Origin of the sequence: Rhodococcus sp. 14-2496-1d, assembly GCF_002259365.1 — a bacterium.
GTDB lineage: Bacteria > Actinomycetota > Actinomycetes > Mycobacteriales > Mycobacteriaceae > Rhodococcoides.
Window position 1 is genome coordinate 23,068 of sequence record NZ_NPFV01000005.1, and the last position, 12,303, is coordinate 35,370.

General features: G+C 64.5%; 11 protein-coding genes. 4 read left to right on the forward strand and 7 right to left on the reverse strand.

Going from position 1 to position 12,303, the window contains the following annotated elements; all coding sequences use genetic code 11:
- Position 1 precedes the first annotated feature (1 nt).
- Together CH296_RS02270 and CH296_RS02275 are read right to left on the reverse strand one after the other, a co-directional pair.
- Positions 2 to 1,294, reverse strand: coding sequence for an MFS transporter (locus tag CH296_RS02270; protein WP_045196129.1), 1,293 nt, complete (start codon positions 1,292 to 1,294; stop codon positions 2 to 4).
- Complete coding sequence (locus CH296_RS02275) at positions 1,291 to 2,907, reverse strand: class I adenylate-forming enzyme family protein (RefSeq protein ID WP_094683927.1); 1,617 nt, start codon at positions 2,905 to 2,907, stop codon at positions 1,291 to 1,293. The genes CH296_RS02270 and CH296_RS02275 overlap by 4 nt, the downstream gene beginning before the upstream one ends.
- Positions 2,908 to 3,059: 152 nt before the next feature.
- Between CH296_RS02275 and CH296_RS02280 the strand changes: the two genes are divergently transcribed.
- The 3 genes from CH296_RS02280 to CH296_RS02290 all read left to right on the forward strand — a co-directional run bounded on the left by CH296_RS02280 (position 3,060) and on the right by CH296_RS02290 (position 6,002).
- Positions 3,060 to 3,677 carry a TetR/AcrR family transcriptional regulator gene (locus CH296_RS02280; RefSeq protein WP_032394273.1) on the forward strand — a complete coding sequence of 206 codons (618 nt, stop codon included), beginning with the start codon at positions 3,060 to 3,062 and terminating at the stop codon, positions 3,675 to 3,677.
- A 91-nt stretch (positions 3,678 to 3,768) separates the two neighbouring features.
- Positions 3,769 to 4,980, forward strand: coding sequence for an acyl-CoA dehydrogenase family protein (locus CH296_RS02285; RefSeq protein ID WP_032394250.1), 1,212 nt, complete (start codon positions 3,769 to 3,771; stop codon positions 4,978 to 4,980).
- Positions 4,977 to 6,002 carry a phosphotransferase family protein gene (locus CH296_RS02290; RefSeq protein WP_094683928.1) on the forward strand — a complete coding sequence of 342 codons (1,026 nt, stop codon included), beginning with the start codon at positions 4,977 to 4,979 and terminating at the stop codon, positions 6,000 to 6,002. Before CH296_RS02285 ends, CH296_RS02290 begins: the two co-directional genes overlap by 4 nt.
- 14 nt (positions 6,003 to 6,016) lie before the next feature.
- Here the strand turns inward: CH296_RS02290 and CH296_RS02295 are convergent, their stop codons facing one another.
- Positions 6,017 to 6,949 carry an arabinofuranosidase gene (locus CH296_RS02295; protein WP_094683929.1) on the reverse strand — a complete coding sequence of 311 codons (933 nt, stop codon included), beginning with the start codon at positions 6,947 to 6,949 and terminating at the stop codon, positions 6,017 to 6,019.
- A 113-nt stretch (positions 6,950 to 7,062) separates the two neighbouring features.
- A complete protein-coding gene (locus CH296_RS02300) occupies positions 7,063 to 8,670 on the reverse strand; it encodes a bifunctional diguanylate cyclase/phosphodiesterase (RefSeq protein WP_094683930.1) in 1,608 nt (535 codons plus the stop codon).
- 191 nt (positions 8,671 to 8,861) lie between these two features.
- Here CH296_RS02300 and CH296_RS02305 point away from each other — a divergent pair, with 191 nt between their 5' ends.
- On the forward strand, positions 8,862 to 10,019 hold the full coding sequence (locus CH296_RS02305; protein WP_094683931.1) for a beta-ketoacyl synthase N-terminal-like domain-containing protein: 1,158 nt from the start codon (positions 8,862 to 8,864) through the stop codon (positions 10,017 to 10,019).
- Positions 10,020 to 10,088: 69 nt separating this feature from the next.
- Here CH296_RS02305 and CH296_RS02310 read toward each other — a convergent pair whose 3' ends face one another.
- From CH296_RS02310 to fdhA, 3 genes are all read right to left on the reverse strand, one after another.
- Positions 10,089 to 10,463, reverse strand: coding sequence for a luciferase family protein (locus tag CH296_RS02310; protein ID WP_143546307.1), 375 nt, complete (start codon positions 10,461 to 10,463; stop codon positions 10,089 to 10,091).
- Between the two features lie 200 nt (positions 10,464 to 10,663).
- Entirely contained in the window at positions 10,664 to 10,867 is a 204-nt protein-coding gene (locus tag CH296_RS02315) for a zinc-ribbon domain-containing protein (protein WP_094631541.1), read from the reverse strand.
- Positions 10,868 to 10,963: 96 nt separating this feature from the next.
- Positions 10,964 to 12,181, reverse strand: coding sequence for a formaldehyde dehydrogenase, glutathione-independent (gene fdhA / locus CH296_RS02320; protein ID WP_045200100.1), 1,218 nt, complete (start codon positions 12,179 to 12,181; stop codon positions 10,964 to 10,966).
- Positions 12,182 to 12,303 lie beyond the last annotated feature (122 nt).

Here is a 12,303-nt window from a genome sequence, read left to right on the forward strand (position 1 = left end):
TTCAGACATCTTCGAGTCGAATTCCCTTGGTTTCCTTCATGAAGAAGCACGCGACACCGGTCATCGCGGCCAGGAACATGATGTACACGCCGAACACCCAGCCCAGATCGAGGCCGAGGAAGAGTTGGTTGAGATAGGGCGCAGTTCCGCCGAATACCGCCACCGAGAACGAATAGGCGAATCCGATTGCCTGCGTGCGGAGTCGGGTGGGAAAGCTCTCCGACAGTGTCGACGACAGGATCGAAGCCGGAACGGCGATGACGAGCAGTGCAACCGTCGACGGGAGCAGCAACGTCCACCACTGCGTCGAGATCATCATCGTCAGCGGGATCTGCAGAACGAACATCAGCACGGCGAAGGCGGCCAGCATCGGCCGACGACCGATCGAATCCGAGAGACGACCGAAGAACGGCAGCGACACCAACGCGATCAACTGAGCGATGACCAGCATCCAGTACGCGGTGTCGGGGTTCATCCCACGCTGTGTGATGGCGAACGTCGAGACGTAGGAGGTCCAGGTGTAGTGCGCCGCCGTGATTCCCGACGTCATTCCGATCATCAATACGATCGCCTTCACGACGGTCTTGCGTGCGATCGGGGCCTGCTTCACCTTGTTCTGTTCCGAATCGAAGACGTCGCTCTCGTCCATGTTCTTGCGCAGGTACAGAGCGAACAGCGCCAGGAGTGCACCCAGCAGGAACGGGATGCGCCAACCCCATTGACCGACAGCAGATTCGGACAGGGTCGAGGTGATGACGCCACCGACCGTGTATGCCAGTGCCGAGCCACCGAAGATCGCGACGAACGCGACGCTTCCCCACATGCCTCGACGGTTCGGTGGCGCGATCTCGCCGACGTAGGAGTAGGCCGTCGCCGACTCGCCGCCGTGCGCGAAACCCTGCATGACGCGGGCGAGCAGCAGCAGTACCGATGCCCAGGCCCCGATCGCTCCGTAGGTGGGCATGATGCCGATCAGCAGGCTCCCGGCTGCCATCATCAGCATGGTGGTGACGAGAACGAACTTGCGCCCCTTCTTGTCTGCGATCCGGCCGAACACGATGCCGCCGAGCGGCCGCATCAGGAATCCGACGGCGAACACCGCCAACGTCGACAGCAGGGCCGAGACCGGATCGCTCTGGCTGAACATCGCCGCGGCGATGAACGGCGCGAACACTGCGTAGGCGCTCCACTCGTACCATTCGAGTACGTTGCCGATCGTGCTGGCGAACAACGACTTCTTCCGCGAGGAGATGTCCGGTGTCGAGCGGGTGTCGCGGGGTGATCCGACGGTCATGGGGTGCCACTTTCGCTCGAGTGAGTCTGTGCTGAAACAGGTTTGAGTGCTGCGCGACGAATCTTCCCGGTCTGCGTCTTGGGCAGCTCGTCGATGATGTGGATTTCTTTCGGACGTTTGTAGGCAGCGAGCCGATCGCGCGCGAAGGCCATCAGCTCGTCCGTGGTCACGGCCGGACCACTGCGGACCGACACGTACGCGACCACCGATTCCCCTTGATAGGTGTCGGGACGACCGACCACGGCTGCCTCGAACACCATCGGGTGTTCGTAGAGGGCGTCCTCGACTTCTCGGGGCCAGACCTTGTATCCGGAGACGTTGATCTGGTCCTTGAGTCGGTCGACGAGGTAGACCCAGCCCTGTTCGTCGATGATCGCTACGTCCCCGGTGTGCAGGCGACCTTCGGGCATCGTCGACGCCGACGCCTCCGGGTTCTGCCAGTACCCCGAGACCACCTGCGGCCCGGACACTTCCAACTCGCCGGCTACTCCCGTTTCGGTGGGTAGCCCGGTGGGATCGAGTGTGCGCAACCGCACGCGAGGGAGGGGCAGTCCGACGGACAACGATCCACTCGACGCGTCCACCGGTGCCCGGAGTCCTGGCGGTACCGCGATCACGCCTGCGGTGGTCTCGGTCATTCCGTACGCGTTGTGGATGTAGCACCCGAACTTCGCCTCGAACGCGGAGACGGTGGCCGGCGGAATGGGTGCGCCGCCGGAGTACAGCGCCTTGACGGAGGCGAAATGTCTGCGGTCCGCGCCGGGGCTCTCGGAGATCGCGTTGAACACGGTGATGGATCCGATGGTGTAGGTGACTCGATGCTCGACGAAAGCGTCCAGTGTGACGCCTGCGTGGAAGCGGTGAGCGAACACGAGCACGCAGTCGCGCACCAGAGCCACAGCAGCATCGAGCATGGCCCCGGTGATGTGGAACAGGCGCGCGACGGCGAAGACGACGTCGCCGTCCTCCGTGCCCGCACGCTCACCGAAGTCCGAGGCCGTCGCGAACGCGTTGGCGTGCGAGATCCGGGCCCCCTTGGGCGGCCCCGTGGTTCCGGAGGTGTATGCCAACAGCGCAAGATCGTCCGGCTGCGGTGCGGTGTCCTCCGGCATTCGACCGCGGTAGGCCTCGACGAGGCCGAGCATGTCGTTCTCGGGTGTGGGCGTGACCCGCGTCGTCGCGGCGAACACTCGCGGATCGTTGCGAGTCTGCAGATCCAGTCCGCTGGTGCTCACGAAGAACCGAATCGTACTGCCTTGCAACGAGGTTTCGAGCTCGCCGAGATCCGACTCGTCGCACACGAGCGCTACGGGCTCCGCGTCGTCGAGCAGGTGTCGCAGTTCTCGGTTGCGGTACATCGGATTCAGGATCAGAGCTACGGCACCGATCTTCCACAGCGCCAAGAACGTCAGTGCGTAGTGCGGAACGTTCTGCAGGTAGATGCCGACGCGGTCACCGGGATTCACTCCGCGGTCCGCGAACGCGGCAGCGAGAGCGTCGGAGGCCTCGTCGACCTCGCAGGCGGTGAGAACGGCATCGAAGTACGCCAATGCAGGCCGGTCGGGCGACCGGAACACCCGGGCGCGCCAGGCATCGAGGATGGTGAGGGGCATCGAGGACTCTTTCCATCGAACGTTGGCCTGACCGAGATCGACCGACCGAACACTCGCTCGGTCGATACTCGGTAGTGTTACGGATCACAACAGAAGTGTCAACCGGGTGCTTCCGGGACCACACCCGCCGCCCGGCCATCTACGGTGGGCGCATGACCGCGACATCCACCTGGCGAACGTACGAGGGCTCGAACCTCTCCCCTGCCTTGTCGTCGGCGTTGAAGACGTTCGTGGAACAGGGCTACCACGGAACATCGGTGCGGCAGATCGCAGCAGAAGCCGGACTGTCGGTTCCCGGGCTCTACCACCACTTTCCGTCGAAGCAGGCTCTTCTGGTGGGCATCATGGACGCGGCGATGGACGAGCTGTTGGAGCGAACTCGATCGGCCGAGGCCGGTGCCGGTACGTCGCCGAGTGACCGTTTCGACGCCGTCGTCGAATCGCTACTGCTGTTCCACATTCACAGGCGCGACGCCGCATTCGTGTGCTCGACGGAAATCCGCAGCCTGGATCCCGGGAACCGCTCCGCCTACATTGCCAAACGGGACGAGGAGCAACGACTGCTCGACGCGATCGTCGCCGCCGGTGTCGATGCGGGCCTGTTCGACACACCGCACCCGAGGGACGCCAGTCGAGCCGTGACGACGATGTGTGTCGGCGTAGCGACGTGGTATCGACCGGACGGGCCGTCGACTCCGAGCGAGCTGGTGGCGGTCTATCTCGACATCGCCCGTCGCACGGTGGGTGCCACGACCGGCGGGCACCGATAGCTACCCGGGGATCCTTGACCCGACCGACCGATTGTGCCAATCTTCCAGTGACCGAGCGAGTGTTCGGTCGGTACCGGAATGGGAGCGCATCGTGGCCATCGATCTGACGTACGACCCCGACATCGAGAAGCTGATCGATCGGACACGCACGTTCACCCGCAATCATGTGCTTCCCATCGAAGACCGATTCCTGGGCAACGTCGCCGACGCCGGAGGTGACGATCTACGCATCGAGATGCAGGCGGCCGCCAAGGACGCAGGCGTGTTCGCGCCGCACGCGCCGGTCGAGTACGGCGGCCACGGGCTGTCGATGAGCGACCGGGCACCGGTGTTCGAGGAAGCCGGATACTCGCTGTTCGGTCCGATCGCCCTCAACCTCGGAGCCCCCGACGAAGGCAACGTGCACATGCTCGCTCACATCGCGTCGGCAGCGCAGAAAGAGCAGTTTCTCGCTCCGCTCGCGCGCGGCGACGTGCGGTCGGCTTTCGCGATGACCGAACCCGCGCCGGGTGCCGGTTCCGATCCCGCGGCACTCACCACCGCCGCCGAGCGAGTCGAGGGTGGCTGGAAGATCAACGGGCACAAGTGGTTCATCACCGGAGCCGACGGCGCAGGCTTCTTCATCATCATGGCCCGCACCTCGGGCGCGCCCGGCGATCGCGGCGGGGCCACGATGTTCCTGGCACCCGCCGACACCGCGGGAATCAGGGTCGGCCGACACATCGGTACTTTGGACAAAGCGATGATCGGCGGTCACTGCGAGGTGTTCTTCGAGAACGCGTTCGTGCCCGACGAGAACGTGCTCGGTGCCGTCGACGAGGGATTCGCGTACGCCCAGGTTCGATTGGGCCCTGCCCGGATGACGCACGTGATGCGCTGGCTCGGAGCCTCCCGCCGTGCGCACGACATCGCCGTCGCGCAGGTTGCCCGGCGCGAGGGATTCGGCGGAAAGCTCGGAGACCTCGGCATGGTGCAGAAGATGGTCGCGGACAACGAGATCGACATCGCGGCCACCAGGGCGCTGCTGACGGTGGCGTGCTTCGAGTTGGATCGAGGTGGGCACGCGGCCAACGAGACGTCGATCGCGAAGACGTTCGCTGCCGAGGCCATCTTCCGTATCGTCGACCGCAGTATCCAGATGTGCGGCGGTCTCGGGGTTTCCGACGATCTTCCGTTGGCCAGGCTCTCCCGCGAAGTACGCCCGTTCCGGGTCTACGACGGCCCGTCCGAGGTACACCGGTGGGCCATCGCCAAGCGGACGATCGGTGCTGCCAAGCGCGCAGCGCGGGAGGCACAGGCGTGAGCGAACTGCCCGGTATGAATCTCGTTGCGCTGGAGAGGTTTCTTCGAGAACACGGAATCGACGTCGACGGCGCATTGTCGGTCGAGATGATCAGCGGCGGTCGGTCCAATCTCACCTACCGGGCGTACGACGACACCTCGACCTGGGTCGTCCGTCGACCTCCAACCAGTGGGCTGACGCCCTCCGCGCACGACATGGCCCGGGAATGGGCCGTCACCGAGGCGCTGGCGGGCACCGATGTACCGGTCGCTCGAACCGTCGCGTTCGACCGAGACGGTTCCACGTTGGGTGCGCCCATGACCGTCGTGGAGTTCGTCCCCGGCCGAGTGGTCCGCACGCGGGAAGATCTCGACGATCTGACGGACGAGCAGGTCACTGCCAACGCCGCGGAGCTGGTTCGAGTTCTCGCGCGACTGCATGCGGTGGATCCGGACGCCGTCGGCCTGGGTACCTTCGGCCGACCCGACGGTTTCGTCGCGCGGCAGGTCGCCACGTGGGCTCGGCAGTGGGACCGAGTCAAGACTCGCGACCTGCCCGATGTCGACCGATTGCATCGCGCGCTCGAAGCGGCCGTACCGGCGGGATCTGCGTCGTCCATCGTGCACGGCGACTATCGTGTCGACAACACCATTCTCGACGCCGATGACGTCGGTTCCGTTGCTGCGGTTGTGGACTGGGAGATGTCGACACTCGGTGATCCCCTGACCGACGTCGCATTGATGTGCATCTACCGCCAACCGGTCTTCGATGCGGTCCTCGGCGCAGACGCTGCATGGACGAGCGATCGATACCCGTCCGCGGCGGACCTCGCACAACACTACGCAGTGGAATCCGGTCGAGAACTTCACGATTGGGGCTTCTACCTCGCCCTGGCCAATTTCAAGCTCGGAGTGATCGGTGAGGGAATCACCCACCGCGCGCTGTCGGGCTCCGACACCGGGGCCGGTGCAGGCAATGCCGCGGAGGCCACCGGGGAGTTCATCGCGGCCGGGCTACGGGCACTCGCAGGAGTCACCGGCTGACGCGAAATCCACTGTCAGGCGGGCTCTCTCATCACACCGACGTGACGGACGGTGTCCGACACACCCGGGAGTTCCCGAGGCTCGGACCAGGTGTTCAACCCATCGGTGCTGTCGGAGTAGAAGTACTTTCGGTTGGTGTAGTCGTCGTAGTACAACCGCCATGTACCGTCGGGTAATTCGATGACGGTCGGACCTTCTTTCAGTGGCCCGAAATCGCGGCTCGGGACGAGGGTGTACGGACCGATCGACGACGGCGCCGTCCAGTGTTCGATGACCTTGTGGGTCTCGTTCTTGGTGAACGCGTGATAGGTCGGCCCCACTTTCACCACAGTGGTGTCGATGTGGTCGGCTCCGATGCCGACGAACGGAACCGGAAAGCTCCACATCCTCAGGCCCGGATCCAGGGCCGTCATCAGATACGGCACGAACCCACCGCCGGTGGACAGCGACACGATGACGCTGACACGGTCTCCCTCGACGAACCACTCCGGTGCCCACGCCTTCGTGGTGAACGGAGACAACGACGGTCCGTCCGAGAAGCCGGCCGATCCGCTGAACCCGGATGGGCTGGCCGAGCCGGTACCGGCTCCGGTGCCCGGGAGGAAAGCGCAGCAGAACGGAATGGGGAAGTTCTGCAAGAACGTCCAGTTCACGCGGTCACTGCTGCGCGCGACGCCGATGTTCGCACCGCCGCCGGTCGTGTACGTCACGTAGTACATACCGTCGGTGTGCCGGAATATGCTCGCGTCACGCACGACTCCGGACGGGGGTCGGTACGCCGCTGTCTGCAGCGCTGTGAAATCGGTGCCGTCGCCGGATTCGTAGACATCCATGTCTCGATCGCTGTCGTTACCGAACGCCACCATCGTGTAGCGCCACACAGAGGGCGCAGCGGCACCGGTTCCTGCAGCAGAGAACAGCAACCCGGCGACCGCCAGGATCACCATGGGTACGACGAGAAGGAACCTGCGCACGGTCGATATCACCGACGAAGTATGTCCGAGTCGCACGCACCATGCGTACCTTCGGTAACAGAAACAACAGATTGCTACCAATGTTGTTATGAATGCGAAGTGTACTGCGTGATCGGCTTGGCCTGGTACATCTCGTGATCGGCATCGTCGAGTATGTCCAGGGCACTTCGGGTGTCGTCGCGGTCGACGGTCACGCCGCCGATGCTCGCAGTCACCGTCAACACCCGCCCCGCGACCGTGATCGGTGTGGCGAGTTCGGCGCGTACGTCGTCGGCCTCGGTACCCACACAGTGCGAAACGACGGCCACGAACTCGTCGCCTCCGATACGCCCCACGAAGGCTTCGGCCGGAAGGGCTCGCGTCAGACGGTCTGCGACCACACCCAGAACGGCGTCGCCGACGGTGTGACCGTACAGATCGTTGATGGTCTTGAAGTTGTCGAGGTCGATGAACAGCACGGCCATCGAGTCCTCGCGATCGGACTCGGCCAACTGCTCGTCCAGACGAGCCAGGATCAACGGCCTGTTCGGTAGGCCGGTCAGGTCGTCGTGTGTGGCCGCATGCTCGAGCTTCATGCTCATTCGATAGGTGTCGGTGATGTCGACGAACGTCGCGACGACCGAGGGGGTCGGGTCGGATGCGTTGAGCATCGTCGCCGTCAAGGACAACCAGAAGTGTCGGCCGTCCCGACGCCGTTCGATTCCGATCACGGCCTGGCAGGGTTGTCCGGTCTTGCTGGTGACGGCGACCGGGTGCTCGTCCGGCTCGATCGGCCCCTCGTCGGTGCCGTACACGCGAAACGGAAGGACCGACGCCTGTCCTGCCGTCGCCATTCCGACCTGAATGTCGAGAATCGTCTTCGCTGCGAGGTTCGCCGATTCGATGCGGCCGGAGTGATCGAGGACCACCACCCCCGCCTCCAGCGATTCCACGACGGCGGTGAAGTGTTCCTCGACTCTGCGCACCGCGCTCTGGTCGGCACAGACCAACACGTAACCGTCGGGCATCTGGGCTGCGGAGACCATCACGGCCAGCGCCGATCCGTCCGCGTGCCGATGCGACTCGCACAGCCGACCACCGAGACCGAGAATGGCCGCCGGATCGCACGGCACCCCCACCGCATGCGAGACGCTACGCCCGAGTACGTCCTCGGCCGGTCGTCCGTAGACCGACTCGGCGGCGGGATTCCAACTCGACACCAGACCGTCGGCGGATACCCCGATGATGGCGTCGCTGACGTGCTCGACCAGTGCAGCTTGCTTCTGCAGCGCCCTCTGCGCAGCCTTGTGCTCGGTGAGATCCCGAAGTATCACCTGGTACGCCGGCTCGCCGTTCCACACCGTGCGAACCGACACCGCTTCCATTGTCAGGACCGTCCCGTCGAGGGCCAGTACCGTCGCCTCCGACGCTGCACTGGCGGTGCCGTGCCTGTCGAGGGCGGCGATCCGTTCGAGCATGGGCCCAACGGACTCGGGGGCGATGAACGCCGTGATCGGGCGGCCGATGACGTCGGCGGCACTCCGGGCACGGAGATACTTCATTCCGGCGGGGTTGAGGTAGACCATCACGCCTCGTCGATGGACTCCGATCGCATCCGGTGAATGTTCGACGAGAACCCGATATCGATCCGCCAGTCCTGGCGACGCGGCACGTGAATCAGGGTCGCCGACGCTGTTGCGCTCCCCTGATTCCATGCTCGGTCCTCGCGTTCGTAGACGGACGGTCAACACCCGATTGAACCACCTACCGAGGCACCTCTGGAGTGTACCGCCCGATTCGGGCGCTATGCCTCTTTCTCGGCTGGACCCGATGCCGGTTTACCGGGCTAAATCGAGGAGCGAGCCGAATCCGGTTCGCGTACCTCGAAAAGAAATGGATTTCGACGATGAGCTCTCATGGCATCGACATCACCGGGATCGGCGCACTGTCCGGCTACGGCTGGGGCGCATCCGCACTGTGGGACGGCCTCTTCACCGGCAAGGCGGCGGCCACCCTGCACCACGACCGGACCAGACCCGGGCACAATCCGGTGTGGCTCGCGAAAGTTCCCGACGGCGGGGACGAGAACGACGGATCGAGTCGATTCGGGCGTGCACTTCGCGGGGCCGCACGCGAAGCCGTCGAAGATGCGTTGGCGCGTGGCTGGCAGCCGGGTCGACGGGTGGGTCTGATCCATGCCGTCGTCCTGGGTGAAGTGGACGAGTGGCGCAACTTCTATCTACGCGACGGCGGAGAACGCCGTGTTCGGGACTACCTGACGCTGATGCCGTCTACCCCGGTGTCGCTGTTGATGCAGGAATACGGCTTTCACGGCCCGGCGATGAACGTCTCGGCGATGTGCGCGTCGGGCAACGCCGGTCTGCTCACCGCCAAGATGTGGCTCGATACGGCATTCGTCGACGACGTGGTGTTCGTCGCCACGGATCTGTCCCTGACTTCGGAGAACATAGACCACTTCGTCAAGCTCGGCGTCGGTGTCGTGGACGTGGAGCCGCAGGAAGGCTGCCGGCCGTTCCAAGAAGGTAGCCGCGGTTTCGGAATGGGCGAGGCCGCAACGGCATTCGTATTGTCGACGCGCAGTTCGGCGTCGTACGCACGGGTGCTGGGCGGTTCGATGACACACGACGCTTTTCACGCCACCTCGATCGACCCTGCGCTCACCCAGGTGCGGGACTGCTTCGAGCAGGCCTTGGCCGACGCCGACGTCACTGCCAAGCAGGTGCGGTATCTCAACGCCCACGGACCCGGCACCGCGCAGTGCGATGCAGCGGAAACCACCATGTTGGAGACGGTGCTGGACTCCCACGCGCAGGTGTATTCGGTGAAGCCGTTGACCGGACATTGCCAAGGCGCGGCGTCGGCGATCGAAACCATCTCTGCGGTGATGGGATTCGAGCGTGGACTCGTGCCCGCAGCCCCGCAGGTATCCGATGCGCACCCGTTGCTGCTCGACGGTTTCACCGCTGCGGAGCCCGGCTTGACCGTCAAATCGTCCCTGGGAATGGGCGGACACAACTCGGTGGTGGTGCTGGCACCGGCGTGAGTCGTCATCGGAGGCTCGGCAGCTCGCGTGGGCTGCCGAGCTCCCGAGCGCCGCTCGGCGATCGAGCGATCAAGTTGTGCTGACAGCAGTTTCGACAATGCGATAGAGGATCCGGGTGATCTGCTCGACGTCGTGACGGTCTCGAGGCGAGTACAGCAGGACGTAGGGCTCGGGAAGTCCGATCGGTGGGCGGCCGGCCAGCGGATGCAATTCTCCCCAACCGGCATCGATGATGCGCTGGGCATCGCCGTGCTGCGCGACGACGTGCAGCGACCCGTCGCTGGGGTGGACGTGAACGATCTCCCCACCGGCTTGTCTCACCACACCGGGTCGTCGGGCCTCGGCGACCACGTACAGAGCCTGCCCGCGCTTCTCGAAATGACTTGTGCCCAGGTAAAGACGATCGGAATCTGCACGCGCACAGGACTCGAGGACGTCGAACATCGACACCGGGCCGGGTTGGCAGCTCCCACGCCGACGATGCGGCGTCGACGCCACGCACGGTCAACGGATCCCTACCGAGCGGGGTGAGGATCTTGGTGATTGCCCACCCCACCATGTTGGCGGGTAGCCCACCGGGGCCGAGCGCTTTCCATGCCGCGTAGTCCTCGGCGATGTTCACGAGCCGAGGATTCTGGAGGCTTTCACACCGACACTGCCTCGCCACAGATTCCGCACTGCTCGAACTCGACCCGCTTCCACCGAGCAACGGGGACGAAGAACAGCGTGAATTGCTGGTACTGCTTCATGCGCGCCCACTGCGTGGTGTTGTGGCACCGCGGGCAGGTCCGCGTCGAGCCTGGGCCGACGTGTTTGCGCTTGCTGCCGAAACCGAAGAGTAGGAACATCACCCCAGCATAGGTGTCACGAACATCGGCCGAACTCGGCGCAGCACGGTCACCGTCGCGTTCTTCTCGACTGTAACCGTGCCGGCAGGGTTGGTGTCAGCTCGCGATCATGCCGTGTGGATCGATGACGAATTTCTGAGCGACTCCGCTGTCGAATTCGCGGTAGCCCCGCGGTGCGTCGTCGAGGGTGATGACCGTCGCGTTCACCGCCTTCGCGATCGAAACACGTTCCTTCAGAATCGCATTCATCAACTCGCGGTGGTAGCTCATCACTGGGCACTGCCCGGTGGCGAACGACAGCGACTTGGCCCAACCGGTGCCGAGGCTGAGCGACAGAGCTCCGCGCTGAGCAGCCTCGTCCACGCCGCCGGGATCACCGGTCACGTACAACCCCGGGATGCCGATGCCGCCGCCCGCCGTGGTGATGTCCATCAGCGAGTTGAGAACCGTGGCCGGGGCCTCCCTCGACGAATCTCCACCGTGACCGCGGGCCTCGAAACCCACCGCATCCACCGCGGCATCGACCTCTGGCACGCCGAGAATCTGTTCGATCTGATCCTGCGGTGCACCCTTGCCCACGTCGACGGTCTCACAGCCGAACGTTCGCGCCTGGGCCAACCGGTCGGCGTTCATGTCGCCCACGATCACCACCGACGCTCCCAGCAACTGCGCACCGACCGCAGCAGCGAGGCCGACCGGTCCCGCGCCCGCGATGTACACCGTCGCACCGGGTTTGACTCCTGCGGTGACCGCTCCGTGGAAGCCGGTGGGGAAGATGTCCGAGAGCATGGTCAGGTCGAGAATCTTCTCCAGAGCCTGATCACGATCGGGGAACTTCAGCAGGTTGAAGTCTGCGTACGGTGCCATGACGTACTCGGCTTGTCCGCCAACCCACCCGCCCATGTCGACGTAGCCGAAGGCCGAGCCAGGTCGATCGGGGTTGACGTTGAGACAGATTCCGGTCTTGCGCTCCTTGCAGTTTCGACACCGCCCGCAGGCGATGTTGAACGGAACCGAGCAGATGTCCCCCACCTTCAGGAACTCGACGTCGCGTCCGACCTCGACGATTTCGCCGGTGATCTCGTGGCCGAGCACCAGACCCTCGGGCGCGGTCGTGCGCCCACGAACCATGTGCTGGTCACTGCCGCAGATGTTGGTCGAGACGACCTTCAGAATCACTCCGTGCTCGCACTTGCGTCCGACGTTGGCCGGATTCACACCAGGGCCGTCGGTCAACTCCAGGCCCGGAAAAGCGATGTCCTGCACCTCTACCTTGCCCGGTCCTGCGTACGTCACTGCTCTGTTGTCTGCCATGAGTTCTCCTCTTCGGTGAGTGAGTTGCGCGACCGGCGGGCCGAGATCATCGAACTGATCGCGCATGTGGCCCGCATCACACCAGTATGCACAGGCGCGCATGCGAGCGCTGCGAGTAACTC